This window comes from Crystallibacter permensis (assembly GCF_025960875.1).
Lineage (GTDB): Bacteria > Actinomycetota > Actinomycetes > Actinomycetales > Micrococcaceae > Crystallibacter > Crystallibacter permensis.
This window is the reverse complement of record NZ_JAODLR010000004.1, coordinates 173,282-198,595: the sequence shown is the minus strand read 5'-3', so window position 1 is coordinate 198,595 and position 25,314 is coordinate 173,282. Positions and strand designations below refer to the sequence as shown.

The following is a 25,314-nucleotide window of genomic DNA, read 5'->3' as shown; positions in this document are numbered from 1 at the left end:
TCCGACACACATTTCCCGAGGACGACAGACAGATGACTGAACGAACGCCCATCATGGTCCGTCAGCAGGAGCTGGTCGAGAGCTTGGCCGCTTGGATGCTCTCGGCCGTTAACACGGAACCGGGCTGGGACCGGATGGTACTCGAGCTCAAGCCGTCCGCCGGTGCCATCCTGATGCGGATCACTCAGGAACGGCAGGGGGTATCCGGGTCCAACACCGGCCAATTGCAACCGGGTACCACCGCGTTCAATGATGCGGCCGAACTGCACCAGTTGACCGGAGGCACTGACGGCAGGTCGTGGAAGAACGCCGCCATCAACGTCTCGGCCCACGGCTGGCCGGACCCGCGCTACAACCTGGATACGTACTTCAACTACGATCAGCCTGCACCGGATTTCGGGCTCGGGGAGCCCGAGGATGCCGCCCGGGGCAATGGGACCGGAGAACATCCCGCTCGGGGTGCCGGCGTCGATAACCGTCTCGTTCGGGAAGCGATCGAGGAGTTCAGCCGCAATCCTGGTCAGCAGGCGGCCGTCAACGTCCTGCGGCAGGTCATCGGATCGGAGCTGCTCCTTGACATTACCGATGCCGGGAACGGCAGGCCGGGCATCTCGATTGTCGAGGCCAATGGGGTCCCAGCGGTGCTTGCCTTCACTTCGCAGGAGACGCTGGCCGCATTCAGGGCCAGTACCGGGCGGCCGGGCGCGCCTGCCTCCTGGGTGCAGCGGGGGGAAGAACTGTTGAAGTTCGTCGACAGCAAGCCAGAAGTCCATTACCTCTATCTCGACCCTGCGGGACCGTCCTGCGCTCTTGGCCGGCCGGAGATCAAGTTCGCTGTGGCCAGCATGGTCAATCCACGTCTGAAGGCCGCGGCTGGAACGGAGTCTGCGGCGCCCGCCGTGGCGGAGCTGTCTGCCCAGGGTGCGCGCGTCCTGCTTGCAGACAACAAGGACCAGTCGGGCCAGGGTCGCGGTCCGCTGGTGCTGGCCGGCCCCGAGGGGCAGTCGGTCCTCCCAGTGTTTTCCTCCGGTGTCGAAGTGGCAGCGTTCGATTCTTCTGCCCGCTTCACCGAAGTCGATGCAGCCTGGGTCCTGGATACTATCCGCCGGAACCCCGACCGTGAACTGGTGATCAACCCGGCTGGCCCGTCTGTGGTCATCCGGCACGGCGACCTCTAAGCGTCTGCGGTAATGCAAAAAAGCGCGGAACCACCGCACACGGATCTTGCTGCCCTGGACCAAACGGTACTGGCAACGGCGGCGCGCTGGTATGGAAGCGGGCCCGCGATTGTGCGCCAGGGTAATTGGTCGGTCTTTGATGAAGAAGACTACCGAATGGTGATCAAATGCTCCGGCAGGAACTATGTGGTCTACGACCGTCTTTTCCAGTCCAATGCCGAGCGGCGGCCGCAGTATTTGATCTCGCCAGACCCGGGAACTGTGAACCGCTGCGTCCTATATATAGCGTCGCAGCGTTATAGGAAACAGCAGGGGCTGCCTTCCCTGCCGCTGGAGGACCACGCGAACGAAAGATTCAGCGGCCGGACAGTATCACCGGAGGGGATATACCCGACGGTGATCGAAGGCAGCCGCGGGGGAGTGCCCTATTCGGCGGCATTCAGTTTCCGGAACGCGGCCAGGGCGTTCACCCATTATGCCGGTGCCCCGCTGGATGAGTTGGTGGAATCCCTTCAAGCTCCGGATGGGAGCCCCCTCTTTCCGCTCCTCTCCCAACCGCCTACACCATCCCCGGCCGGCGCGGCGGCAGCGGTACGTGCTGCACGGGACTACCTTCCGGCGCCCGATCCCGGCGAAGCCCTGCCCACATCGGGCGCACGGCGTAGCGAACGGCTTGCGCAGCATTACGCCCTCCTGTGCCGTGCGAAATCGGGACTCGACGCCATACGGCTGTTTCCACCGCTGGACCGGACATCGATCAGCCCCGGGCCGGAGGAACTGGTTGCCCTGCGGGCGTTGGGAGACGGCCAGGAACGTTCACCGGAAGCGACGCCCCTGTTCGGCGATTTCTGGTATCTGCCCCAATCGGAGCTGGCCGGCCGAGGCGAGGAACTGATGAAGTGGCACCAGAGTACTGCGACGCGCAACCGCAACCGCCACTCCGATGACAGGCTTCGTCCGTCAATGTTCGATGCGGGCTGGATTCCGTTCGCGGCCGCTTCTGACGGTGAAGTCCTGGCCGTTGATACCAACCCGGGACCGGAGGGTGAGGCGGGGCAGCTGGTCAGTTCCGGGGACCGGATTGACCATGAACCGACGTACCAGGCGCCGTCCCTGCCAGCCTTGCTGGAACGGCAGATCCGGCTGCTTCACGCCGACTGCAGCTACTGGGAACTCGGCGACAACGACGACGGCAGCGAGGATTCGCTGCGGCCGATGGTGTCCTATCTGTCCCGGTTCCTCCGGCTGGCCGCCGGACTGCCGGAACCCGAGGAAGGTATGGGTCCTGCGGAAGCCGTTGCCGCCGTCGTGCCCTATCTGGAATTGCTCGGCGTGCAGGTCCAACGCATGGGGGACCGGAGCAGTTGTGAAGCCGGGGAGGTGCAGATTCAGTGGCATGTGCCCCACAACCCCGGAGCGCCGGACATCACTGTGACCGGTCAATCCGGCGAGTGGTCGTTCCTGCGTGCTGCCGACGCCGCCCGTTGCATTCTGTGGCAGGCCATGTCCGCGTTGAGGCGTCACAGGGCTTCGGAAGCCGGAAGGTTGTCCGACCTGCTCCTGGTACCGCAGCCCCTGCCGCATGAGATAGCGGTCTCGCCGGATGATGACCGTGTGTATATGCAGTACGGAAATCAGCCACTGAAAGAGATCATCGGTTACTACGGCCTTCCGCTCTTTCGGGAAGGTCAAATGTACGGTGCATATGAACCAGGCGACTGAATCATCTCCCGGTATGCGGCTGTGCCACCGCAGGAGCTGGTCATATCGCTGGTAGCCCCGGATGGCAGGCCGTTGTTCGCCCGGTTCCAACGTCCGACGGTGCGCGCCACCTCACTTAGTACGCCGGCGCTCCGATTGACGAGCTGACCGCATCCATCGAACCCGACGACGGAGTTCCGCATTTCACGCCTGATCGTCTCGGGTCCGACGGCTGAGGCCACGGGCTGGACTGTTCAAGCCTGGATACGGCCGCGCATAAGGCGACGGCCTGTGGCCAATGCCACCGTTTTAGGACGTGGGCGACTGCGGCATTTAGAATAGGAAACTGTGCGCTTATTGCGCAGGAGGATTCCCCCGAAAGAAGGACGATCAGTGTCTAACTCAGTTACGGACCGGGAGCAGCGCCCGTTGCGGGTCGCCATCATCGGAGCCGGCCCTGCAGGTGTCTATGCTGCCGACATCCTGACCAAGGCCGAGCGTGACTTTGAAGTCAGCATCGATCTCTTCGACCAGTACCCTGCGCCCTACGGGCTGATCCGTTACGGTGTTGCACCGGACCACCCCCGGATCAAGGGCATCGTGAATGCGCTGCACAAGGTGCTGGACCGCGGTGACATCCGGTTCCTGGGCAACATCAACTACGGGCGCGACCTCACGCTGAAGGACTTCCGCGACTTCTACGATGCGATCATCTTCGCCACCGGCGCCATCAAGGACGCAGACCTGGATATCCCCGGCGTCGGGCTGGAAGGCTCCTTCGGCGCCGCGAACTTCGTTTCCTGGTACGACGGCCACCCGGACGTGCCCCGCGAGTGGCCGCTGGAGGCCAAGGAAATCGCCGTCATCGGCAACGGCAACGTGGCCCTCGATGTTGCCCGTGTGCTCTCCAAGCATGCCGACGACCTGCTGGCCACCGAGATCCCCGACAACGTTTACCGGGGCCTGAAGAACTCGCCCGTTACCGACGTCCACGTCTTCGGGCGCCGTGGTCCGGCGCAGGTGAAGTTCACCCCGCTGGAGCTGCGCGAACTCTCGCATTCCCGCGACGTCGACATTGTCCTCTACCCGGAGGACTTCGACTTCGACGAAGGCTCGGACGAGCAGATCCGCTCCAACAACCAGACCAAGACCATGGTCAACACGCTCACCAACTGGCTCGTGGAAGAGCAGGACTCCGGAGCCTCCCGCCGCCTGCACCTGCATTTCCTGCACACCCCGGTGGAAATCGTCGAAGGAACCGGCGACGGCGCCGGCAAGGTTGCCGCGATAAAATTCGAGCGCAACGAGCTGGATGGTACCGGCAACGTCCGAGGTACCGGCGAGATCGTTGAGTACCCGGTCCAGGCCGTCTACCGCGCCATCGGCTACTTCGGTTCCGAACTGCCCGAGGTCGGTTTCGACGAACGTCGCGGCGTCATCCCCAATGAGGGCGGCCGCGTGATCGACACCGAAGGCAACCCGGTTCCAGGCATCTACGCCACGGGCTGGATCAAGCGCGGCCCGGTCGGCCTCATCGGCCACACCAAGGGCGACGCGCTGGAGACCATCGGCTTCCTGCTGGAGGACCGCCTTGATCTGCCTGCGGCAAAGAACCCCGGCGAGGACGCAATTATCAGCCTGCTCGAAGAGCGCGGCGTCGAATACACCACCTGGCAGGGCTGGCTGAAGCTGGATGAGTATGAGCGCAAGCTCGGTGCCGATTTCGCAGCGGCGAATGACGACGGCGGTGCTCCCGCCGTCCAGCGCGAACGCGTCAAGGTTGTGCCGCGCGACGAAATGGTGCGCGTCTCCCGCGGCTGACCCCGGAAACGTTGGCCGGACGCAAGGAGTGCGCCGGGGACGTTAGCCAGTTGCGTCAGCTACGGATTGACGTAGAAGCGCAGCACGTCGCCGCTGGGCAGCTCGAGCCGGATCTTGTTCCGGCTCGGAGTGCTGATCCGCGCCTCCGGATAGACGGTCCGCAGGCTGTTGATGAGCGGCTCCGGACCTGGGTCTTGAGCGCCCTGCCCCGAACGCGATTGTTCAGCCGATCTGCCTCGGCCGGCCAGCTTAGCGGTGCTCCGTTGCAGCCAAGTCTGTGTTGTAGCCACGATACCCATCCTCAGTTGATGGCTTAACCGTTTCCGGCTGGTCCGACCCCCGTGCCGTCCCTATACCAGTATGCGAGCCATTGCTCTCTACCTTAGGACGGCACACATAGAAAAAGTTATGAAAATCAAACTTCATATGGTGCCGCACTATGCTGGGGTCCAGCAGAGCATCCAGCCAGGATGCCGTGGGAGGACGAGGAGCGCGCACGGGGCATGGCCAGACCGCAGAACCTCCAGCGCAAGCCGCAGTTACTGGCGGGCATTCTGGATTATTTGCAGGACAAGAACCTTGCCGGGCTGTCCTTCCGGTCCCTGGCGGAGGGACTGGGAATCAGCAGCTACATGTTGGTTTACCATTTCGGCACCAGGGAACAGCTGGTCGCTGAAATCGTGGCCCAGGTCCAGTCCGGGCTGGCAGCGCCGCCTCGCGGCCAAATGCTCCAGCTGGCACCCGACGGTTTCCGCGAGCAGATGCTCCGGTTGTGGAGCCTGTCCATGACGGTCCGTGGCCGGCAGCTCCAGCGGCTCGGTTTCGAAGCCGCCATGCAGGATCCGGAAGGGGTGTTCGGCAGCCACTCCGCCGACCTCTATGGGGCCTGGCGGGACGTGGCCACCGCTTGGCTGCAGGCAAACGGAGTGGGGCCGGAGTCGGCAGAGGCCGAGGGGCGCCTTTTTGCGGCAGGTGTCCACGGCCTGCTGTATGAGCACGTGCTGACAGGACAGGCGCAGCAAACGACGGCGGCCTTCCGCCGATTGCTCGATCGATACCTTTCGAACGCGGAGTCTTCGCCTACGCTGGACCTGTGACCAACAATATTCCACTTAATGATGAACAGGCCGGACGGGTTGTCGGGATCGCCATGGATCTGGCCCGCGAAGGCAAGACCAGTGAACTCTCGGAGTTTCTCGACCACGGACTGCACGTGGACGTGCTCGATTCGGACAACAACACCCTGCTGATGCTCGCCGCCTACCACGGGCACGAAGAGACTGTCGGGATGCTGCTGGAGCGCGGTGCCGATCCCGATATCCGAAATGCCCGCGACCAGACGCCGATTGCCGGCGCGCTGTTCAAAGGCGAAGATGCCATAGTCGGCAGACTGCTGGCGGCCGGAGCCGACCTCGATGCAGGCACGCCAACCGCGCGCGACGCAGCCAAGATGTTCGGCCGGGAGCACCTGCTCGAGAAATAAGAAATGCCCGGGACCAGCCGCATGACTGGTCCCGGGCATATTCTTTGGCTCTTAGACCGAGTCGGAGTTTACATCCGTCTCGGAAAGCTCGCCGGCCCGCAGTGCCTCAATGGCCTTGCGGACGCCTTCGCCGTAGGCCGGGTCGGCCTTGGTGCAGTTGGCGATGTGCCGCTCGATGGTGGCTTCGGAAGCCCCGTCGATGCCGCGGGCGGTGTTCTCGAAGAGCACCTGCTTCTGCTCGGCGGACATCTTCTCGCGGAAGAGGATGCCGGGCTGCTCGAAGTAGTTGTCGTCGTCCTCGCGGTAGTTGAACCGGTCGGCGATCGCGCCTACGGCCTGCGCCGGATCGCGGTACTTCGGCTGCTCCTGCCAGCGGCCGTAGGAGTTCGGCTCGATGCCCGGGGTTGCACCCTGGTTGCCGTCAACGCGCATCGTGCCGTCGCGGTGGTAGGAGTTGACTACCTTGGCGCCGCGCGGGTAGTTCACCGGGATCTGGTGGTGGTTGACACCCAGGCGGTAGCGCTGTGCGTCGCCGTAGGAGAACAGGCGGCCCTGCAGCATGCGGTCCGGGGAGAAGCTGATGCCCGGCACGACGTTGGCAGGCGAGAACGCGGCCTGCTCGACGTCGGCGAAGTAGTTTTCCGCGTTGCGGTTCAGTTCCCACTCGCCAACCTCGATCAGCGGGTAGTCCTTCTTCGACCAGACCTTGGTCAGGTCGAAGGGGTGGTACTTGTACGTCTCCGCGTCGGCCTCGGGCATGATCTGGACCATGAGCTTCCACTTCGGGAAGTCGCCGCGGTCAATCGAATCGAGCAGGTCGCGCTGGTGCGATTCGCGATCGTCGCCTACGAGCTTGGCAGCTTCCTCATCGGTGAGGTTCTTGATGCCCTGCTGCGTACGGTGGTGGAACTTAACCCAGAACCGCTCACCGGCGTCGTTGATGAAACTGAAGGTGTGCGAGCCGAAGCCGTGCATGTGGCGGTAGGAGGCCGGGATGCCGCGGTCGGACATAACGATGGTGACCTGGTGCAGGGCCTCAGGCAGGTTGGTCCAGAAGTCCCAGTTGTTCTCGGCGTTGCGCAGGTTGGTGCGCGGGTCGCGCTTCACAGCGTGGTTGAGGTCGGGGAACTTCAGCGGATCGCGGAAGAAGAACACCGGGGTGTTGTTGCCCACCAGGTCCCAGTTGCCCTCTTCGGTGTAGAACTTAACGGAGAAGCCACGGATGTCGCGCTCGGCGTCGGCTGCGCCGCGCTCCCCGGCAACGGTGGAGAAACGGGCGAACAGTTCGGTCTTCTTGCCGACCTCGGAGAAGATCTTGGCGCTGGTGTACTTGGTGATGTCATTGGTCACCGTGAACGTGCCATAAGCACCGGAGCCCTTGGCGTGCATCCGGCGCTCGGGGATGACCTCGCGGTCGAAGTGCGCCATCTTCTCCAGGAACCAGACGTCCTGGAGCAGCATCGGGCCGCGCGGGCCGGCGGTCAGGCTGTCCTGGTTGTCCGCGACGGGCGCGCCCGCAACGGTTGTCAGCGGCTTGGTGTTTTCAGCCATGTGTTCTATTGCTCCTTGTCGGATCTTCTATTGTGAAGGTCTTTTTGGCAGTGCAGTCCGGGCAGATGCCCCAGTACGTGACCTCGGCTTCGTCAATCGTGAAGCCGTGGTCATCGGAGGCCGAGAGGCACGGTGCTGCGCCAACGGCGCAGTCCACGTCTTCTATCCCTCCGCAAGACCGGCACACCAGATGGTGGTGGTTGTCGCCAACCCGGGCCTCGAAGCGGGCCGGTGAGCCTGACGGCTCGATCCGGCGCACCAGCCTGGCGTCGGTCAGCGCTGCGAGCACGTCATAGACGGCTTGCTTCGAAACCGTGCCCAGTTCGGTCCTCACCACACCGGTGATGGTGTCGGCATCGGCGTGCGGGTGGGCACGAACGGCCTCCAGCACTGCAGTCCGTGGACGAGTCACACGAAGCATGGCTTCGCGCAGCAAGTCCTCCGGCTCCCTCATATCGACCATGGCACCGATACTTTCACGTTTTCTGGAATCAGTCCAGAAAAGATTCGCTCTGGGCGTGTCGCGGATCACGGGAGTGGTTCGGTTATTTGGCGGCGCACTAATCGCCTATCGTCGTCCGCCGGTGCCACCCCGTAGCTTACGATGACATTCACTTTAGGAGGTGCGCACTTTATGTCTCCAACCCAGGAATCCACGGTGCAGGTAGAAGGCCGAGAACTCAAAATTCTGACCCGGGGGAGCGGCCCGGAAGCCTTCGTACTGGTACCCGGCATCGGTGTCTCGCCACGGTATTTTGCCCCGCTGGCCCGCGAACTGGCTGCCTTCGGTGCCGTGCACTCTGTTGAGCTGCCAGGATTCGGCGGAACCCGGGCTCCACGGCAGCCGCTGTCGATGCAGGGTTTCGCCCGGCTGGTGCGGGGTGCGCTGGATTCTGCCGGCATTGGCCCGGCGGTGCTGGTGGGGCATTCAATGGGGTGCCAGATCACCGCGGAGATGACCGTCGCCCACCCCGAGTTGACGCGCGCCCTGGTGCTGCTGGGGCCGACGACGAACCGGAAGGAGCGAAGCGCCCTGCAGCAAGGGTGGCGGCTGTTCCAGGACACGCTGAGGGAACCACCACAGGTCAACTATGTGGTGCTGAGCGATTATGCGCGGTCCAGCAAGCGCTGGTACTTCACCACCGTCCCCGAAATGGTCGGGCACCGGCTGGAGGAAACAGTGGCCAAAATTGACGTGCCCACGCTGGTGCTGCGCGGTGAACGCGACCCGATTGCGCCGCGCGAGTGGGTTGCCGAACTCGGAAGGGCCTGCCCCGGCGCGCGGATTGCGGAAGTCCCGGGCGAGGCCCACGTGGCGATGTTCCGCCGGCCCAGAACCGTCGCGGGCTACTGCCTGGAACTGGCGGCACGGGCATGAGCGGCGGCCGGGCCCGGGGCGTTGGAATGACGCTGCGCCGCGGCTGGGCATGGCTGCAGGACTATGCCTATGTCGCCTATTGGCAGGTGCACGGTTTCCTGTTCCGTGATGATCCTGCGCCTTATCTGCAGGCAGCGGGCCGGGAGGACCAGCCGGTGCTGCTCATCCCGGGCATCTACGAAAAATGGCAGTTCCTCAGGCCCATCGCCGACGACTTGAGCCAGGCGGGCCATCCGGTCCACGTAGTGGAGCCGCTCGGATACAACCGGGGCGCTGTGGCCAGGATGGCTGAACTGGTCAGCGCCTACCTGGCGGCGGCAAACCTGCAAAACGTGACCATCGTCGCCCACAGCAAGGGCGGGCTCATCGGCAAGTACGCCATGACCATGCCGGGCGCCGCCGGACGCATAGCCCGTATGGTTGCCATTAACACTCCGTTCTCCGGTTCAATCTACGCCCGGTTCTTCCTGGTTCCCAGCATCAGGGCCTTCTCGCCACGTAACGGCGCCCTGCGCTCCCTCGCCGCAGAACTGTCCGTGAACCATCGGATCACCTCGGTCTACAGTTCCTTTGATCCCCACATCCCCGGTGGCAGCGAACTGCCCGGCGCGGAGAACATCGAGCTGGACCTGATGGGCCACTTCCGCATCATCGGCGACCCCAAGGTCCTCGAGGTGATCCGCAGCGTGCTGGCAGGGAAAGGTGCTTCCGGCAACTAGAATCTGGTCCATGCCCAAACTGTTCGCCGACACCACGCCGCTCAAGGAGAGCCTGGATTTTCGGCGGATGTGGATCGGGACCTCGCTGTCCTCGATCGGAGCCCAGCTCACGCTCGTGGCGGTCAGCCTCGAGGTCTACCAGCTGACGCAGTCGACCCTCGCGGTCGGCGCCATCGGCATCGTCGGTCTGGTCCCGCTGGTGCTGGCGGGACTGTACGGCGGCTCGGTGGTGGATGCGCACGACCGCCGGAAGGTCGCCCTCTACTCCGGTCTGGTGCTCTGGACCTGCGCCGGGCTGTTCGCGCTGCATGCCTGGTCCGGGCTGGGCCAGATCTGGCTGCTCTACCTCCTGATTGCCATCCATTCCGGCGCCGCCGGCCTCAACCAGCCGGCCCGCAGCGCCATTGTGCCCCGGCTGGTCCGGCGGGAGATCCTGCCTGCTGCCAACGCCCTGACCATGATGACCTTCGGACTGGGCATGACCATCGGCCCGCTGCTCGCCGGTGTGCTTGTGGCCAACGTCGGGTTCGGCTGGACCTACACCATCGACGTCGTGACCTTTACCGCCGCCATCTGGGCCGTATTCCGGCTGCCGTCGATCCCGCCGGAAGGCGAGGTCCGCAAGGCCGGGCTCCGCTCCGTTCTTGAGGGACTGCAGTTCCTGCGCACCCGGCCCAACATCCGCATGACCTTCCTGGTGGACATGGCCGCCATGGTCCTTGCGCAGCCCCGGGCCCTGATGCCGGCCATCGGCGCAGTAGTCATCGGCGGCGGGGAAGCGACGGCGGGAATCCTGCTGGCAGCGGTGGCTGCGGGCGCGTTTCTCGCGGCTCTCTTCTCCGGGCCGCTGGGCCAGATCCGCCGGCAAGGGCTGGCGGTGCTGTGGTGCGTGGCAGTTTGGGGAGCCGCGGTCACAGCCTTTGGCGTCGTCGTCGTTCTTGCCAGGAAAGCCGAAGCGGCGGCGGATGGAAGCATCAGCACCTGGCTGGTTCCGGCGGTGGCCTGCCTGATGGTCGCAGGGGCGGCGGATACGGTCAGCGGCGTGTTCCGCAATACCATCCTGCAGTCGGCGACTCCGGACGCCATGCGGGGCAGGCTCCAGGGCATCTTCATCGTCGTCGTTGCCGGTGGGCCGCGGCTCGGGGATGCGGTGGCCGGTGGTAACGGCGAGTGGCTGGGCGAGGGGTTCGCTGCAGTCGCCGGGGGACTAGCGTGCATCGTGGCGGTCTGGCTGCTGCATAAATGGCAGCCGCGCTTTGCCCGCTATGACGATAGGAACCCGGAGCCGTAAGGAACACGGCGCCGCCGCTGTACGTTATATGGAGTGCTTGGTCAGAAGATGGCCGGGCGTGCCACGCTGGTCTCCGACGGCCGGCGTAGAAGGAGACCTGACGCGGTGCACAATCATTTCAACGGTTTGAAGACAGCCGGTTTGCTCGGCGTGCTGTTTGCGATCCTGCTGGGCATCGGTGCCCTGCTGGCCAGCGGCACGGGCAGCAGTAGCTGGATCTGGATTATGGCCCTGATCGGTGTCGGCACCACGGCGTACAGCTACTGGAACAGCGACAAGCTCGCCATCCGCGCGATGCAGGCGTACCCGGTCACCGAGCAGCAGCAGCCGCAGATGTACCGGATTGTCCGCGAGCTTTCCACCCGCGCCAACCAGCCGATGCCGCGGCTGTACGTCTCGCCCACGCAGGCGCCGAACGCGTTCGCCACCGGCCGCAATCCGCAGAACTCCGCGGTGTGCTGCACGGAGGGCATCCTCCGCTTGCTCACGGAGCGCGAGCTGCGCGGGGTGCTCGGCCACGAGCTGATGCACGTCTACAACCGTGACATTCTCACGTCCTCGGTAGCAGCCGCCGTCGCCGGCGTCATTACGTCGGTTGCCCAGTTCATGCTGTTCTTCGGAGGCCGGGACCGCAATGCCAACCCCATTGCCCTGCTCGCCATGTCGCTGCTGGCACCGGTCGCAGCCATGCTGATCCAGATGTCCATCAGCCGGACCCGCGAATACGACGCCGATGAAGACGGTGCGCAGTTGACCGACGATCCGCTGGCGCTGGCGTCGGCACTGCGCAAACTGCAGTACGGCACGCAGCAAGCCCCCTTGCCCCAGGACCAGAAACTGGTCAACACCAGCCACCTCATGATCGCCAACCCGTTCCGCGGCGGTGGGCTCAAGAAGATGTTCAGCACCCATCCGCCGATGGATGACCGGGTGGCCCGGCTCGAACGCATGGCGGGACGGACCCTTGGCTAAGGAGCGGATCAGATGCGCCTGCTGCTGATCCGCCATGGCCAAACGCCGTCGAATATCAAAGGCCTGCTGGACACCGCGGTTCCCGGACCCGAGCTGACCAAGCTGGGCCGCAAGCAGGCCCGGGCGCTGCCAAAGGCGCTCGACGGCGAGCCGATCGACGCGCTGTTCGCCTCCACCGCGATCCGTACGCAGCTGACCGCCTCGCCGCTTGCCACCGGGATGCAACTGGACATGGAAATTCGCGACGGCGTGAAGGAAATCTCGGCCGGGCAGCTCGAGATGCTCGGCGACATTGAATCGGTGCGGACCTACATGATCACTGTTTTCGCCTGGTCCGGCGGAGAACTGGATCGGCGCATGCCGGGCGGGCCGGACGGCCATGAGACGTTCGGCCGTTTCGACGAGGTGGTCGCCGAGGCCGAGTCCGCAGGCCTGGCAACAGCTGCCATTTTCAGCCACGGGGCCATGATCCGCAGTTGGGCCGGAGCGCGGGCCGGAAATCTGAGCGTTCCGTTTGTGGCGCGTCAAATTCTTAGCAACACCGGCGTGGTTGTCCTTGAAGGCAGCCTGGCCACCGGCTGGAGGGCACTGACCTGGATGGGCCAGGCCGTGGGCGGAGCCGAGTTGGCGGACACATTGGCCGACGGCCCGACGGGCGATCCGGTTCCCGCCCGGGAAGACCAGTAAGTGTTCAGGCCGGCTGGGCGGACTCGGCGCGGCAGCGGGACAGCGCTGCCGCGCCTTGAGGTTTTAGCGGTAGTTGATGAACTGGAGATCTACGTCCAGGTCGGCTGACTTCAGCATCCCCATGACCGACTGCAGGTCGTCCCGCGACTTGGAACTCACGCGCAGTTCATCGCCCTGGATCTGGGCCTTCACACCCTTGGGGCCCTCATCACGGATGAGCTTGGAAATCTTCTTAGCCTGATCCTGGGCGATGCCCTCCTTGATCGAGGCCTCGATCCGGTATTCCTTGCCGGATGCGTACGGCTCTCCGGCGTCGAGGGACTTCAGCGAGATGCCGCGCTTGACCAGTTTGGACTGCAGGACATCCAGGACGGCCTTGACCCGTTCTTCGGAGTTCGCCTTCATCAGGATCTTCTCGCCGCTGAAGTCCACCTCCGCGCCGACGCCCTTGAAGTCGTACCGCTGCGCGATCTCCTTCTGCGCCTGGTTGAGGGCGTTGGCAACTTCCTGGGTATCTACCTTGCTGACGATATCGAATGATGACTCACTGGCCATGATTCCTCCTTCGGTGTGGGAAACGTAGTCTGCCACTAGCCTACTGTCTGTCCTCAGGGCCGGGCTGTACGTTCACAGCCCTTACTCAGGTTGCGCTCAGTCCTTATGCATCTTCCGGCGAAAGACTCGAGTAATTGATTCACCAAGCGAAGCATTTGAGGAGACAGTTGATGTCCAGCCGCCAGCGGTACCTTGTCCGTTCGATGAGGGTAGCCGCCGGCTCATTCCTCACGGCCGCAACGGTGGCTACCCTGACGGTCATCGGTTCCGGACCGGCGGTGGCAAGCTCATCAACCTTGAATGCTATGCACACCCATCTGGCCGTGACCGGAGCCGGCACGTTGGTCCGGCGCGAGTCCGACTTGCTGGAGAAACGGCTCGCAGAGACCCGGTTCACTGGCGGCCCGCGGCAGTCCGAACGCGAGGAGCGACTGGCGGGCTACGTGCCGAGATGGACCAGGCCGTTGTCTGGGGGATGGTGACTCAGTCGCAGGCCGACGGCTTCATCTCCCAGCTGTCCTCCCGCATTGATCGCGGGTTTTAGGCCGTGAAACAGGGGGTCAACAGCTCGATTCGATTCTCGGCCCGATCTTCTGTAAGGTTATCTTGCTTCCACTTACGGAGGCGGTCTTCAATGAAGACGTTCGGCAGATTACCCGAGCGGCCAAAGGGGGCTGACTGTAAATCAGCTGGCAATGCCTACGGGGGTTCGAATCCCTCATCTGCCACCGGACGTAAGCTCCCCGGAACTTCACCATAGTGAGGTTCCGGGGATTTTTACTTAACGAACCATCGGGCCGACTTCCCTCTGTCTCATATGTCCCAGATGTCAATTACGTCACATTTCGGACGTCTTACAACACTGCGGCAACATTCCCTTGTGCACGGTGTGCGAGGACGTACTCTGTACATACCGCTCGCCGGTGGCCACAGTGAGGTGGTCTTGCCAGATCTGCGTTCGCTGTCGTCAGGAGTACTAGATGGGACGAAAAAACGCGGCATTGACAAGTCTCCATGAACTCATGGGGTCTGCTCGGTCGGGTTATCCGGAGAAGGAACGTGCCTGGCCGGCACGGCTGGCCGTGTGGGCCGGAGCCGTAGCGGTTGTTGCGCTAAGCGCAGGGACGCTGGTCGCGCCGGGAGCCGTTGCGGTCTCGGCGGGAGCGAACACGCTGGTGGGCCTCTGGGAGGAACTGCCCGAGGATCTGCCGCTGGAGCGCTCATTGCCCCAGCACACTGTGTTGCTGGACAAGGACGGCAAGGAGTTCGCCCGCTTTTACAGCGAGAACCGGATCGACATCGACGTCGAAGATGTGTCGCCGACGTTCCTCGAGACGCTGATCGACACCGAAGACGCGCGCTTCTACGAGCACAACGGAGTGGATCCGTTCGGCATTACGCGGGCATTCGTGAACAACGCCGTCAATACCAGCCAGCAAGGTGCCTCGACCCTCACCCAGCAGCTGGTTCAGAACATCCTGGTCAACAACGCCCGCGACGAGACCGAAGAATCGGTCGCGGTGGGGGACACCTACAACGCGAAGATCCGCGAGTCGAAGTATGCGGTCCGGCTCGAACAGCAGCTGAGCAAGGACGAGATCCTGAAGATGTACGTCAACGCGGTGTATTTCGGCAACCGCGCCTACGGCATCGAGGCGGCCGCCCGGATCTACTTCAACACTTCGGCGTCCAAACTCAACCTGACGCAATCGGCGTTGCTGGTCGGCATGCTCAAGGGGCCTGCGGTTTATGATCCCGTGGTCCATCCGGAAGCGGCGACGATGCGGCGGAACACCGTGATCTCCGTGCTGGAGCGCCGCGGAACGATCACCGCCGAAGAAGCGGATGCCGCGCGGAAAGCGCCACTGGGCCTTGAACGCGGATCTGTTCCCTCCAGTTGCGGAGACTCGGAGTATCCGTTCTACTGCCACCTGGTCCGCGAGGAAATTTTGACCAATCCGGCCTTCGGAACCACACCCGAGCAAAGGGCTGACCGCTTGTCCCGCGGCGGGATGACCCTGACGACGGGCTTGGACCGGCAGGCAATGGAGTCGTCCCGGAAAGCGGTGACGAAAGCACTGGGCGACAAGAACCGCGCCGCCCTCGGCGTCGCCGTCGTTGAACCGGGAACGGGCCACGTTGCTGCCATCACCCAGAACCGGAAGTGGGGGAAGGGCAAGGGCGCCACGGAGGTGGTTTACGCCACCAGCGAGTTCCAGGTCGGCTCCTCGATGAAGCCGATTGTGCTGGGCACGGCCCTGAGCCAGGGGGTTCCGGCCTCGCAGCGTTACTCGGCGAACGGACCGTACTACTCGCCGTCGCTGGATGATCCGGTGGAGGGATTCCATAACTACGGATACATCAACCACGGCAGTGTCGACGCCTACGAGGCCATCCGCAAGTCCATCAACGTGTATTTTGTGCGGCTGATCGAAGAGACCGGTGTGGTGGATGTGGCCAAGTTTGCCGAAATGCTGGGAGTGACGTCGCTGCCCACGGATAAGCTCAGCGGCCGGGAAGCATCGCTGGCCCTGGGAGCGTATGAGATTTCGCCGCTGGAAATGGCCAACGCCTATGCCTCGTTCGTCAGCGGCGGTGTGGTGTGCAAACCCGTGACAGTGATCGCCGGGGTCCGCAGCGATACCGGCGAGAAAATCCCGGTTCCCGATGCCGACTGCCATCAGGGGATTGATCCGGGCGTTGCCGATACGGTCGCAGACGCTCTGAAAGAGCCGTTCAAGTCCGGCGGCACTCTCTCCGGACTGGGCAAGCTCAAGGGGCGCGAGGCCGGAGCCAAGACGGGCACCACCAACGATTTCTCCGCCAACTGGATTGTGGGAATGACGCCGCAGTTCTCGACAGCCGTGTGGCTCGGCGACCCGCGCGGCGGCGGCCAGTATCCACTCGACGAAGTCGACGCCTACGGGACCACCTTCTACGATCTGACCGGTTCCGAGGTGGCCGGGCCCGTTTGGAAGGCCACGATGGAAGGTGCACACAAGGGGCTGCCGGCGGTTCCGCTGCCCGATTCGGCACCCGTTGGCGTAGGGACAGTTACCGCTAAAGCCATTCCCGACGTCCGCGGCCTGAAGGTCGACGAAGCCATCACGGTGCTCCTGCGGAACAACCTGACGCCCGTGATTAATAAGGAGCCGGCCAAGGAGAATCCCCTGTACACACCGGATATGGTCACCGCGCAGACTCCGACCCCGGGCAGCTCCTTAAAGTACCGGCAGGAAGTGGCGATCACTTTGAGCGCCGGCAGCGATACCTCGATCAGTGTCCCGGCCGAATAGCAGTTGAGGAGCCATCGTGTCTGTATTCGAAAAGCGCCCAGGCATGGCACTGGCCGCCGGTGCCGTGGCACTGACGGCTGTCGCAGGGAGCGGTCTCTGCGCGCTGTATCTGTCCGGAATGCCTTTTGTTGCCTCCGAACAGGTTTCCGTTGAGGAAAAGGCATCAGAAAGCACTGCAGCCAAACCGGTCTTCGCCGAGATCCGGGACATGCCGGCGGAAAAGGTGCTGTCAGGCGCATTGGCGGAGCCGCCGAAGGGCTGGCGGCCTTCCGGTACGCTGCAGCGCTCGGCGTCGCAGCCGGTGCCGTACTCCTGCGCCGTCAACGACACGGCCCCGTCGGTAGCCCTGTCGCGGCTGTTCAGCGTCGACGGCGATCGTGTCCAGGTTGTTACTGCCGCCTACACCGCGGGACTTGGCGCCGAGGTCATGCGGCAGCAGGTGAAGGAGGCTCAGTCCTGTGCCGGAAGCGCCGTCGCAATCAACGAGAGCAAAGTCGGCGGGAAAGATCCAGGCGCGGAAGCGCATCGTGTCTTTACCTATAAAGGCAGCAACGCCGCCCAGGTAGTCTCCTTCCGCCGTGGAGATGTGCTTGCCTTTCTGGTCGGTGCGCCGGATACGCCGCTGAGCCGGATCGCGAGGGAACTGGACGAGCATCTTGCCGCCGGGCTCAAAGACGTCTGTGTAGACCAGAAATCAGTGGCCGCGGATGCCTCGCGCTCGCCGTGGTCTGCCGCCGGATATAAGCCGTACACGGTCAAGGACAAAGTAGCGGTCAGGGACGTGCCGTTGCCCGCGGTGCCCGCCGCCTCCGGGATCGAAGCAGTTCCGCTGCCGGGCCCGGAGATCAAGGTTGAATACGTCGAGCCGGCCGCTGATCCCTATTACGCGGTATGGCCGCCGATGCCCAAGCGGATGGACGTTCCGAAGCCGCCGAAGAGCCCGGCAAAGGCTGCCGTTACCGAAACCAGCATCAGGATTCTGGCAGAGGACAAGCAGGGACCCGGCTGCGGCTGGGCGTTTACCGGGATGAGCCCCATGGTATTCGACGCCCAGGCAGCAGAGCAGACGAATACCGGACGGCGTCAGGAAGCCAGCAAGAAGCTGGCTGCCGGTACCCAGCAGTGGCAGCAAAGCGTGCTTGACTACTGGACGGCGTACGACAAGTACGGCCAGGCCGCCGACGATTACAAGGGCTATGCCAAGGAAGTCCGCGAGGTCAACAAGGCCTGGGCGGCCATCGGTGCCGAATGGGATGCGTACTGGGTTTCCTACGCAGCTTATGAAAGCGCCTTGGGCGTACGAGCACAGTTCTTCCGTGACCAGGAGAACGCCGAGCAGTCATACGTGAACGCGCTGGCCCAGTGCGAGGCTGACAACCGGAGGGTGGCTGAGCAGCCCAAACCGAAGCCCAAACCCGAGCCGGAAGACTCCGACGACAAGGATAAGGACGAGGACAAGGAGGAGCCCAGGGAGGAGGAGCAGGAACAGCCCGAGGCGAAGCAGGTTGACTGCGACTCCGCGGTAAGCGTTCCCGCCATCCTGGACTGGGCTCCGCCTCCCGTACCCTCGGAGCCCGCACCGCCGGCCGATCCGCGTCCGGAAAACCGCCGCTAACCGGCGGGCGGCGGAGGCGGCTTCAAGCGGCCTCCGCCCGGGCGAGCGGGTAGATGTCCCAGAGGAAGCAGGTGGCGTCCGCCTCCACAGCGTGCATCAAGTTGAAATGCAGCCATTTCCAGGCGGAGGCACCGTTATTGTCTGCGGGAGCGGGCGGACAGCTTCCTGGTGTATACCAGCTGCCGCGGCACCAAATGTGGTGCAGTTTGCCGTTGATAGTCGCGTACGGATCGTCGCCGGCGCTGCCCCTGGGTAGGTCCAGCTTGGACCTCAGCGAGGCGGCCCGGCCAACGGCATAGAGCTCGGTCCTGGACGGATCGTGGCCGAAGGGCAGCTCCTCCACCAGTTCATCAATCAGGGCCGTGCTGAGGAGGACCGCGTCATCGATAGTCGAACCCTCGGTCAGGATCAGTGCAGTCTGGCGTTCCATCGGTTGCTCCTTCGATTGTGGTTGATCCGTCGAAACCGAGATTAGGCGGCACCCGAGGCGGCGGGTAGGGGAGCGGCAGACCTGTGGAAAACACGTGCACGATCCGGGTGCCGGGCACCAACGCTCATGCGCTGAGCGAACAGGGGGCGACATATTCGGCTGACCCCGTTAGCGTGGAAGCATGGCAACGATTAATATCACCGAAGCCCAGTTCCCCCAGACCATTGAAGAGAACGACATTGTGTTCGTCGACTTCTGGGCTGATTGGTGCGGCCCATGCAAGCAGTTTGCCCCCGTATACGATTCAGTCTCCGAACAGCACGAGGATATTGTCTTCGCAAAGGTAGACACCGAGGCCGAGCAGGGCCTCGCCGCCGCAGCCGGCATCACCTCCATCCCTACCCTGATGGCGTTCCGCGAGAAGGTCCTTGTCTTTTCGCAGCCCGGCGCCCTGAATTCAGGCCAGTTCACCGAATTGGTGGATGCCGTCAAGGGCCTGGACATGAAGGAAGTCCACGCCCAGGTGGCATCCCAGCAGCAGGCCCAGCAGGCCGACGCCGAGTAGTATGCTGCTCCCGCGACAATTAAAGCTCCCCGCCGTTCCGATACGGCGGGGAGCTTTTTGGGCTTGGTCAGTGGAAGCGGTGGTCCTGCGGGGCCAGCCGCGGACCGAAGGCCGGTTTGCGGAAACCGCTGAGGTAAAGCATCCGCACCACCCGCTGCCGGTGCCCGCGCCAGGGCTCAAGCAAAGCCAGCATCCCGGCGTCGTCCGTTTTCTTTCCTGTCAGGGCGTAGCCGACGAAGGCGGCCAGATGGAAGTCTCCAACTGAGACCGAATCCGGATCGCCATGGGTGCGCTGCGCGATCTCGGCTGCGCTCCACGGGCCGATGCCCGGCACAGAACACAGCTTCGCCGTCAGCTCCGGGCCCGGGGCAAGGGTGGCCAGCCGCTCCAGGCCGGAGGCAACATTGCAGGCGCGAAGAATTGTGGCGGAGCGCTTGGCATCCACACCGGCGCGGTGCCAGTCCCAGGAAGGGATACGCCGCCATTGCGCCGCGGACGGGGCGACCTTCAGTCCTGCAGGCGCCGGCCCCGGGGCAGGCGTACCGTACTTGCTGACCAGATACCGCCAGGAATAGCGGGCTTCGATGGTGGTGATTTTCTGCTCCAGCACCACTGGCACCAGGGCGTCCAGGATGCGGCCGGTACTAGGCAGTCGCAGGCCTCGATACCGCCGTCGCGGTTCGGCGACCAGCTTCGGGAGCGTGGCCTGGAACGCCGTCCGATCGAAGGCTGTCCAGTCATCATCTGCCCCCAGCAGGGCCGGCAAACCGGGTAGGGCCGTCTCGGCGCCGGGACCCCACGCGAGGACCCGGATGACGGTCGGATCGGCGCCGGCATTGGGGCCGGTGTCCTCGCTGGCCAGACGCAGCGTCACCGGCCCTTGGGCAGTAGCGAAAGCCAGCCACACGCCGTCGTGCGTGGTTTGAAAGGTGGGGTCCTGCTTGCCGCGGGGAATGATGCCCAGGGTGCCGCGCAGATCGTAGCCGGCGGGAAGTTCCACCGTTGCCGCAGCATCTGCGGTCGGGGCAGCGGTGGCGGCAAACGTGGAAGGCACATATCCATGGTCGCACGCGCCGGGGATCGCAGGGCGGCCGGGTTGAGTCGCCGGGTTTCGTTCCGGCTATGAGGGTTGTGGACGGGCCGGTAGATTTGGGCGCATGAAGTTTGCCAATTCTGTACTGGACCTGATCGGGAATACGCCGCTGGTCAAACTCAACAATGTGACCGAAGGCATCAGCGCCACCGTGCTGGCCAAAGTGGAGTATTTCAACCCGGGCGGGTCCATCAAGGACCGGATCGCGGTCAAGATGGTTGAAACCGCGGAGCAGGACGGACTGCTCAAGCCAGGCGGAACCGTGGTGGAACCCACCAGCGGCAACACCGGCGTGGGCCTGGCGCTCGTGGCACAGCAGAAGGGCTACAAGTCCATCTTCGTCACCCCGGACAAGGTGGGGGTGGAGAAGCGCGACGTGCTCAAGGCCTACGGCGCCGAAGTGGTTGTCACGCCCACGGCCGTGGCACCGGACAGCCCGGAGTCCTACTACGGCGTATCCGACCGGCTGGTCCGCGAGGTGGAAGGCGCGTACAAGCCGGACCAGTTCTCCAACCCTGCGGCTCCGCTGAGCCACTACGAAACCACCGGCCCGGAGATCTGGCGGGACACGGACGGACTGGTCTCGCACGTGGTCATCGGTGCCGGCACCGGGGGCACCATCACCGGCACCGGCCGCTACCTCAAAGAGGTCTCGGCGGACCGTGCCTCGGGTCCGGTCCGGATCATCGGCGCCGACCCGGAAGGCTCCGTCTACTCCGGCGGCACCGGACGCCCCTACTTTGTGGAGGGCGTCGGCGAAGACATGTGGCCGGCGAACTACGACAAGTCCGTGCCGGACGAGGTCATCGCCGTCAACGACGCCGAGTCGTTCGCCATGACGCGCAGGCTAGCCCAGGAAGAGGGGCTGCTGGTCGGCGGCTCCTCCGGCATGGCAGTGGTCGCCGCGCTGAAGGTCGCCCGGGAGCTGGGACCTGACGACGTCGTCGTCGTTATTCTGCCGGACTCCGGCCGCGGTTACCTGGGGAAGATCTTCAATGACGAATGGATGAAGTCCTACGGATTCATTTCCGGCGGCGAAGAGGCCACGGTGGGCGAGGTGCTCAAGGGCAAGGCCGGACACCTGCCAGAACTGGTCCATACCCACCCCACCGAATCGGTCCGCGACGTCATCGAGATCATGAACGAGTACGGCGTCTCCACGCTGCCGGTCTTCTCGCAGGAACCGCCCGTGGTGATGGGCGAGGTGCTCGGCTCAGTGGATGAGCGCAACCTGACCGCCCAGCTGTTCAAGGGCGAGGCCAAGCTGACCGACAAGATCGGCGACCACATGGGTGAACCGATGCCGCTGATCGGCTCGCTGGAATCCATCTCCGCCGCCCGCGAAAAACTCCAGTCCAACAATGCGCTGATGGTGACCTTTGTGGGCGCCCCCATCGGCGTGCTGACCCGCCACGACCTGCTGACCTACCTGACGAGCTGAAGGAGATTTCCATGACTGCAGAGAAGAACCAAGGCTTCAACACCCGCGCCGTGCACGGCGGCCAGGCCTTCGAACCGCGTACCGGGGCGGTTGTCCCGCCCGTCCATTTCAGCTCCACCTACGCGCAGGACGGGATCGGCGGCCTGCGCGACGGCTACGAGTATGGGCGCGGCACCAACCCCACCCGTGATTCGCTCCAGGAACAGCTGGCGGCGGTGGAGGGCGGCAAGCATGCGTTCTCCTTCGCTTCCGGCCTCGCCGCCGAGGATTCGCTGATCCGCGCGCTGCTGGCGCCGGGCGAACACATCGTGCTGGGCAACGATGCCTACGGCGGCACCTACCGACTGATCAACCGCGTACTCGGGGACTGGGGCGTGGGCCACACGGTGGTGGATATGTCCGATGAGTCCGCCGTGGCTGCGGCCGTGAACGAAAACAAGACCCGGTTTGTCTGGGTGGAGACGCCGTCCAACCCGATGATGAAGATCACCGACATCGCCGCGCTCGCCGACGTTGCGCACGGCGCCGGCGCGCTGCTGGTGGTCGACAACACCTTCGCTTCCCCGTACCTGCAGAACCCGCTGGCGCTCGGTGCGGACATCGTGGTGCACTCCACCACCAAGTACATCGGCGGCCACTCGGACGTGGTCGGCGGTGCCGTGGTGCTCAACGATGACGCGCTGGCCGAGAAGATCGGCTTCATCCAGTTCGCCGTAGGGGCGGTGTCCGCACCGCTGGACGCGTTCCTGACCACCCGCGGACTGAAGACGCTGGGCGTGCGCATGGACCGGCACTCGGCCAATGCACAAGCCGTGGCCGAATGGCTGCAGGGCCGGCCGGAGGTTGAGGCCGTCTACTACCCGGGCCTGCCGAACCATCCCGACCACGAGCTCGCGAAGAAGCAGATGCGCGGCTTTGGCGGCATGGTTTCGGTTTCCTTCACCGGTGGCGAGGCCGCTGCGCGCAAGGTTGCTGAAAACACCACGATCTTCACGCTGGCGGAGTCGCTGGGCGGCATCGAATCCCTGGTCAACTACCCGTCGGAGATGACGCACGCCTCGGTGAAGGGTACGGAGCTGGAAGTCCCGGCCAACCTGATCCGCCTCTCGGTGGGCATCGAGGACACCGAAGACCTGATCGCCGATCTGGAGCAGGCGTTCAAGCAGCTCTAGCGGTTTAGAACCCTTAACAACGACGGCGGTGCCGGACTTTTGGGAGTCCGGCACCGCCGTCGTCGGTTGCGAAGCAGGTGTCCCTAACGCCTGGTCGGGACCGAAACCTCGTGATTGGTGACGTCCTCGGGGCTCCAGCATTCGACTCCGTCCAGATCCGGCATGTCGTCTGCGGTGAAAACCGGGTCAACGCCCTGCCTGGATTGGGCGGTGTAGTGCTTGAGCAGCCGGAAGGCGACTCCGGAGAGCAGTCCGATGGCGATCAGGTTGGTTAGCGCCATCAGCCCCATGATGCCGTCGGCGAGATTCCAGATCAGCCCGGCCGAGGCAATGGAGCCGAGGAAGACTGCCGCGGTGGCCAGCGTCCGGTACATCATCAGGACGGTTTCGTGCTCGGTGATGAAACCGATGTTGGTTTCCCCGTAGTAGTAGTTGCCGATGATGGAGCTGAAAGCGAGCATGAAAATAATGACCGCCAGCATGATGCTTGCCCAGGAACCCAGCTGCGAGGTGATGGCGGTCTGGGTGAGCTCGATTCCCTGCGATGCTCCGACCGGGTTCTCTACCGTGCACAGAATGATGAACGCGGTGATTGAGCAGACCAGGAAAGTGTCGAAGTAGACCCCGAGGGTCTGGACCAGCCCTTGCTTGACTGGGTGGGTGACGGACGCAGTGGCGCCGGCGTTGGGAGCCGAACCGAGGCCGGCTTCGTTGGAGAACATCCCGCGTTTGACGCCCTGCATGATCACCGTGCCCAGGCCGCCGCCGATGGCCGACTGGAAGTTGAAAGCCTCGCCGAAGATCGCGCCCAGGACGTCGGGTACGCGCTCAAGGTTCATGCCGACGATGATCAGGCCAAGGAGCACGTAGAGCAGCGCCATGGCGGGGACCAGGGCTTCCGTGACATGGGCGATGCGTCGGATACCGCCGAAGACCACCAGTGCAGTGAGCAGTGCCAGCACCAGGCCAACGGTCCAGCCAAAGATCGGGGTGACCGCTTCGGCGCCGAAAGCACCGGCCACCGATTGGGAAATGGTGTTGGCCTGCAGGGAGCTGAACGCGAAGGGGAAGCAGATGATGAGGATAACCGCGAAGATGATGCCCATCCAGCGCTTCTTCAGGCCGCGCTCCATGTAGTAAGCGGGGCCGCCGCGGTAGCCGTCCTTGGTCCGGACTTTGTACAGCTGGGCCAAGGTGGATTCGACAAAACTGGAGGCACCGCCGACGAACGCCATGGTCCACATCCAGAAGACGGCGCCGGGGCCGCCAACCGCAATGGCCGTGGCCACGCCGGCCACGTTGCCCACGCCCACGCGGGATGCAGCCGAAACGGTAAAAGCCTGAAACGAGGAGATCGATTTGCGCGAGCCGTCCTCATTGATCAAGGCCTTATCCGTCAGCGTCTTGAACATGGCCGGGAGCAGGCGCAGTTGCACCACGCCTGAGCGGACGGTGAAGTAGATTCCGAGAACCGCTAGGACAGGGAGCACCACCCAGGTCCACAGTTCGTTGCCCCACGTGCCGAATAACTCTTCCAGTAATTCCATGGGTACACCCTACTGACCAACAGGCCGTGGCCACACCCCTGCTGGCGCCCGGGGCCGCTCTGCGAACAAAACCCGCAGTGGTACCGGCCCTAAACTGGGGCAATGACTTCCGGATTGCTGCTTGCCGTGTGCTCTGTCCATGCCCTGAAGCCCGACGAGAGCATTGTCGGCGTGACCGCCATCGACAAGCGGGGCGTGGCAGGCCCGGTCCTGGTACACCAGCTCGGGCTGCGGACGGATGTGCAGGCGGACCGCAAACACCACGGCGGCGAACTGAAGGCGCTTTACGCTTATGCCGAGGAAGACGCGGAGCAGTGGGCGGCCGAGCTCGGGCGCGACGTGCCGGCCGGTCTGTTCGGCGAAAACCTGCGGACCCGGGGCCTGCCGGTCAGCCAGGCGCTGGTGGGGGAGCGGTGGCGGATCGGCAGCAAGGTCATCGCCGAGGTGACCATGCCGCGGATTCCCTGCGCCACCTTTGAACGGCACATGGCAGAACCGGGCTGGGCCAAGCGTTTCCTGCGCAAGGGACTGCCCGGTGCTTACTGCAAAGTGGTGCAAGCCGGGGAAATCGCAACCGGCGACAGCATTGAAGTGGTTTTCCGTCCCGGGCACGGCGTGAGCGTGGCAGACGTTTTCGGCGGGTTGGACAAGGCCCAGGCTCAGGCTCTGCTGGACTCGGAAGCGGCCGGCGAAATCAGTATCGGCGGCAACGTCAACAAGGCGGTCAAGCTGGCCCTGCGCCGCGGCTGACCCGCCGCTATTGCCGGGAAGCGTCCGGCACCTTAGTCTTTATGCAACTAGTTGTGCAAAGGAGTGCAT

At 64.1% G+C, this 25,314-nt stretch carries 24 protein-coding genes and 1 tRNA gene; 18 read left to right on the top strand and 7 right to left on the bottom strand.

Translation table 11 applies throughout. From position 1 onward, the window contains the following. Positions 1-32: 32 nt before the first annotated feature. The 3 genes from B0G38_RS06790 to B0G38_RS06780 all read left to right on the top strand — a co-directional run bounded on the left by B0G38_RS06790 (position 33) and on the right by B0G38_RS06780 (position 4,700). Positions 33-1,178 carry an SseB family protein gene (locus B0G38_RS06790; protein WP_264668723.1) on the top strand — a complete coding sequence of 382 codons (1,146 nt, stop codon included), beginning with the start codon at positions 33-35 and terminating at the stop codon, positions 1,176-1,178. Between the two features lie 156 nt (positions 1,179-1,334). Beyond that, complete coding sequence (locus B0G38_RS06785) at positions 1,335-2,900, top strand: SMI1/KNR4 family protein (RefSeq protein ID WP_264668722.1); 1,566 nt, start codon at positions 1,335-1,337, stop codon at positions 2,898-2,900. Positions 2,901-3,272: 372 nt separating this feature from the next. Next, positions 3,273-4,700 (top strand): FAD-dependent oxidoreductase, encoded by a 1,428-nt coding sequence (locus tag B0G38_RS06780; RefSeq protein WP_264668721.1) that lies wholly within the window; start codon positions 3,273-3,275, stop codon positions 4,698-4,700. A gap of 59 nt (positions 4,701-4,759) precedes the next feature. Here B0G38_RS06780 and B0G38_RS06775 read toward each other — a convergent pair whose 3' ends face one another. Next, positions 4,760-4,990, bottom strand: coding sequence for a hypothetical protein (locus B0G38_RS06775; RefSeq protein ID WP_264668720.1), 231 nt, complete (start codon positions 4,988-4,990; stop codon positions 4,760-4,762). Positions 4,991-5,203: 213 nt separating this feature from the next. On the opposite strand from B0G38_RS06775, the gene B0G38_RS06770 reads away from it, so the two are divergent. Together B0G38_RS06770 and B0G38_RS06765 are read left to right on the top strand one after the other, a co-directional pair. Then, positions 5,204-5,797 carry a TetR/AcrR family transcriptional regulator gene (locus B0G38_RS06770; protein WP_264668719.1) on the top strand — a complete coding sequence of 198 codons (594 nt, stop codon included), beginning with the start codon at positions 5,204-5,206 and terminating at the stop codon, positions 5,795-5,797. Positions 5,798-5,850: 53 nt separating this feature from the next. After that, a complete protein-coding gene (locus tag B0G38_RS06765) occupies positions 5,851-6,183 on the top strand; it encodes an ankyrin repeat domain-containing protein (RefSeq protein WP_264668833.1) in 333 nt (110 codons plus the stop codon). A gap of 51 nt (positions 6,184-6,234) precedes the next feature. Here the strand turns inward: B0G38_RS06765 and B0G38_RS06760 are convergent, their stop codons facing one another. Together B0G38_RS06760 and B0G38_RS06755 are read right to left on the bottom strand one after the other, a co-directional pair. After that, complete coding sequence (locus tag B0G38_RS06760) at positions 6,235-7,734, bottom strand: catalase (RefSeq protein WP_264668718.1); 1,500 nt, start codon at positions 7,732-7,734, stop codon at positions 6,235-6,237. Then, the gene (locus B0G38_RS06755) at positions 7,727-8,197 is read right to left on the bottom strand and encodes a Fur family transcriptional regulator (protein WP_264668717.1); all 471 of its coding nucleotides are present in this window, start codon (positions 8,195-8,197) and stop codon (positions 7,727-7,729) included. The genes B0G38_RS06760 and B0G38_RS06755 overlap by 8 nt, the downstream gene beginning before the upstream one ends. 171 nt (positions 8,198-8,368) lie before the next feature. On the opposite strand from B0G38_RS06755, the gene B0G38_RS06750 reads away from it, so the two are divergent. The 5 genes from B0G38_RS06750 (at position 8,369) to B0G38_RS06730 (ending at position 12,781) form a co-directional block, all read left to right on the top strand. Beyond that, on the top strand, positions 8,369-9,112 hold the full coding sequence (locus B0G38_RS06750) for an alpha/beta fold hydrolase (protein WP_264668716.1): 744 nt from the start codon (positions 8,369-8,371) through the stop codon (positions 9,110-9,112). Further along, positions 9,109-9,831, top strand: coding sequence for an esterase/lipase family protein (locus B0G38_RS06745; RefSeq protein ID WP_264668715.1), 723 nt, complete (start codon positions 9,109-9,111; stop codon positions 9,829-9,831). Before B0G38_RS06750 ends, B0G38_RS06745 begins: the two co-directional genes overlap by 4 nt. 10 nt (positions 9,832-9,841) lie before the next feature. Then, entirely contained in the window at positions 9,842-11,122 is a 1,281-nt protein-coding gene (locus tag B0G38_RS06740; RefSeq protein ID WP_264668714.1) for an MFS transporter, read from the top strand. A gap of 105 nt (positions 11,123-11,227) precedes the next feature. Beyond that, positions 11,228-12,094: a zinc metalloprotease HtpX gene (gene htpX, locus B0G38_RS06735; RefSeq protein ID WP_264668713.1), complete on the top strand. Its 867-nt coding sequence runs from the start codon at positions 11,228-11,230 to the stop codon at positions 12,092-12,094. Between the two features lie 12 nt (positions 12,095-12,106). Beyond that, positions 12,107-12,781 (top strand): histidine phosphatase family protein, encoded by a 675-nt coding sequence (locus B0G38_RS06730; protein ID WP_264668712.1) that lies wholly within the window; start codon positions 12,107-12,109, stop codon positions 12,779-12,781. 63 nt (positions 12,782-12,844) lie between these two features. On the opposite strand, the gene B0G38_RS06725 is transcribed toward B0G38_RS06730, so the two are convergent. Further along, positions 12,845-13,336 (bottom strand): YajQ family cyclic di-GMP-binding protein, encoded by a 492-nt coding sequence (locus B0G38_RS06725; protein WP_169993377.1) that lies wholly within the window; start codon positions 13,334-13,336, stop codon positions 12,845-12,847. A 170-nt stretch (positions 13,337-13,506) separates the two neighbouring features. Here B0G38_RS06725 and B0G38_RS06720 point away from each other — a divergent pair, with 170 nt between their 5' ends. From B0G38_RS06720 to B0G38_RS06705, 4 genes are all read left to right on the top strand, one after another. Next, a complete protein-coding gene (locus B0G38_RS06720) occupies positions 13,507-13,818 on the top strand; it encodes a hypothetical protein (RefSeq protein ID WP_264668711.1) in 312 nt (103 codons plus the stop codon). Between the two features lie 164 nt (positions 13,819-13,982). Beyond that, positions 13,983-14,064, top strand: a tRNA-Tyr gene (locus B0G38_RS06715). Positions 14,065-14,316: 252 nt separating this feature from the next. Continuing rightward, positions 14,317-16,632 (top strand): penicillin-binding protein, encoded by a 2,316-nt coding sequence (locus B0G38_RS06710; RefSeq protein WP_264668710.1) that lies wholly within the window; start codon positions 14,317-14,319, stop codon positions 16,630-16,632. A 16-nt stretch (positions 16,633-16,648) separates the two neighbouring features. Continuing rightward, positions 16,649-18,247, top strand: coding sequence for a hypothetical protein (locus B0G38_RS06705; RefSeq protein WP_264668709.1), 1,599 nt, complete (start codon positions 16,649-16,651; stop codon positions 18,245-18,247). A 22-nt stretch (positions 18,248-18,269) separates the two neighbouring features. On the opposite strand, the gene B0G38_RS06700 is transcribed toward B0G38_RS06705, so the two are convergent. Further along, positions 18,270-18,677 carry a hypothetical protein gene (locus tag B0G38_RS06700; protein WP_264668708.1) on the bottom strand — a complete coding sequence of 136 codons (408 nt, stop codon included), beginning with the start codon at positions 18,675-18,677 and terminating at the stop codon, positions 18,270-18,272. A gap of 181 nt (positions 18,678-18,858) precedes the next feature. Between B0G38_RS06700 and B0G38_RS06695 the strand changes: the two genes are divergently transcribed. Beyond that, on the top strand, positions 18,859-19,242 hold the full coding sequence (locus B0G38_RS06695) for a thioredoxin family protein (protein ID WP_264668707.1): 384 nt from the start codon (positions 18,859-18,861) through the stop codon (positions 19,240-19,242). Between the two features lie 67 nt (positions 19,243-19,309). On the opposite strand, the gene B0G38_RS06690 is transcribed toward B0G38_RS06695, so the two are convergent. Next, complete coding sequence (locus B0G38_RS06690; protein WP_264668706.1) at positions 19,310-20,296, bottom strand: DNA-3-methyladenine glycosylase family protein; 987 nt, start codon at positions 20,294-20,296, stop codon at positions 19,310-19,312. A 103-nt stretch (positions 20,297-20,399) separates the two neighbouring features. Between B0G38_RS06690 and B0G38_RS06685 the strand changes: the two genes are divergently transcribed. Then, complete coding sequence (locus tag B0G38_RS06685) at positions 20,400-21,776, top strand: cystathionine beta-synthase (protein ID WP_264668705.1); 1,377 nt, start codon at positions 20,400-20,402, stop codon at positions 21,774-21,776. An 11-nt stretch (positions 21,777-21,787) separates the two neighbouring features. Continuing rightward, positions 21,788-22,948, top strand: coding sequence for a cystathionine gamma-synthase (locus B0G38_RS06680; RefSeq protein WP_264668704.1), 1,161 nt, complete (start codon positions 21,788-21,790; stop codon positions 22,946-22,948). An 83-nt stretch (positions 22,949-23,031) separates the two neighbouring features. On the opposite strand, the gene B0G38_RS06675 is transcribed toward B0G38_RS06680, so the two are convergent. Further along, positions 23,032-24,495 carry an alanine/glycine:cation symporter family protein gene (locus tag B0G38_RS06675; RefSeq protein ID WP_264668703.1) on the bottom strand — a complete coding sequence of 488 codons (1,464 nt, stop codon included), beginning with the start codon at positions 24,493-24,495 and terminating at the stop codon, positions 23,032-23,034. A gap of 102 nt (positions 24,496-24,597) precedes the next feature. On the opposite strand from B0G38_RS06675, the gene B0G38_RS06670 reads away from it, so the two are divergent. After that, the gene (locus B0G38_RS06670; RefSeq protein ID WP_264668702.1) at positions 24,598-25,245 is read left to right on the top strand and encodes an MOSC domain-containing protein; all 648 of its coding nucleotides are present in this window, start codon (positions 24,598-24,600) and stop codon (positions 25,243-25,245) included. Positions 25,246-25,314: the final 69 nt, after the last annotated feature.

What these genes read in the sequence shown, in the direction of transcription:
- B0G38_RS06740 (WP_264668714.1), top strand. Translation starts at nt 9,842, where the DNA reads ATGCCCAAACTGTTCGCCGACACCACGCCGCTCAAGGAGAGCCTGGAT.
- B0G38_RS06750 (WP_264668716.1), top strand. Translation starts at nt 8,369, where the DNA reads ATGTCTCCAACCCAGGAATCCACGGTGCAGGTAGAAGGCCGAGAACTC.
- B0G38_RS06720 (WP_264668711.1), top strand. Translation starts at nt 13,507, where the DNA reads ATGTCCAGCCGCCAGCGGTACCTTGTCCGTTCGATGAGGGTAGCCGCC.
- B0G38_RS06730 (WP_264668712.1), top strand. Translation starts at nt 12,107, where the DNA reads ATGCGCCTGCTGCTGATCCGCCATGGCCAAACGCCGTCGAATATCAAA.
- B0G38_RS06725 (WP_169993377.1), bottom strand. Translation starts at nt 13,336, where the DNA reads ATGGCCAGTGAGTCATCATTCGATATCGTCAGCAAGGTAGATACCCAG.
- B0G38_RS06670 (WP_264668702.1), top strand. Translation starts at nt 24,598, where the DNA reads ATGACTTCCGGATTGCTGCTTGCCGTGTGCTCTGTCCATGCCCTGAAG.
- B0G38_RS06765 (WP_264668833.1), top strand. Translation starts at nt 5,851, where the DNA reads ATGGATCTGGCCCGCGAAGGCAAGACCAGTGAACTCTCGGAGTTTCTC.
- B0G38_RS06685 (WP_264668705.1), top strand. Translation starts at nt 20,400, where the DNA reads ATGAAGTTTGCCAATTCTGTACTGGACCTGATCGGGAATACGCCGCTG.
- B0G38_RS06675 (WP_264668703.1), bottom strand. Translation starts at nt 24,495, where the DNA reads ATGGAATTACTGGAAGAGTTATTCGGCACGTGGGGCAACGAACTGTGG.
- B0G38_RS06785 (WP_264668722.1), top strand. Translation starts at nt 1,335, where the DNA reads ATGGTGATCAAATGCTCCGGCAGGAACTATGTGGTCTACGACCGTCTT.
- B0G38_RS06745 (WP_264668715.1), top strand. Translation starts at nt 9,109, where the DNA reads ATGAGCGGCGGCCGGGCCCGGGGCGTTGGAATGACGCTGCGCCGCGGC.
- B0G38_RS06680 (WP_264668704.1), top strand. Translation starts at nt 21,788, where the DNA reads ATGACTGCAGAGAAGAACCAAGGCTTCAACACCCGCGCCGTGCACGGC.
- B0G38_RS06760 (WP_264668718.1), bottom strand. Translation starts at nt 7,734, where the DNA reads ATGGCTGAAAACACCAAGCCGCTGACAACCGTTGCGGGCGCGCCCGTC.
- B0G38_RS06695 (WP_264668707.1), top strand. Translation starts at nt 18,859, where the DNA reads ATGGCAACGATTAATATCACCGAAGCCCAGTTCCCCCAGACCATTGAA.
- B0G38_RS06755 (WP_264668717.1), bottom strand. Translation starts at nt 8,197, where the DNA reads ATGGTCGATATGAGGGAGCCGGAGGACTTGCTGCGCGAAGCCATGCTT.
- B0G38_RS06790 (WP_264668723.1), top strand. Translation starts at nt 33, where the DNA reads ATGACTGAACGAACGCCCATCATGGTCCGTCAGCAGGAGCTGGTCGAG.
- B0G38_RS06770 (WP_264668719.1), top strand. Translation starts at nt 5,204, where the DNA reads ATGGCCAGACCGCAGAACCTCCAGCGCAAGCCGCAGTTACTGGCGGGC.
- B0G38_RS06710 (WP_264668710.1), top strand. Translation starts at nt 14,317, where the DNA reads ATGGGACGAAAAAACGCGGCATTGACAAGTCTCCATGAACTCATGGGG.
- B0G38_RS06700 (WP_264668708.1), bottom strand. Translation starts at nt 18,677, where the DNA reads ATGGAACGCCAGACTGCACTGATCCTGACCGAGGGTTCGACTATCGAT.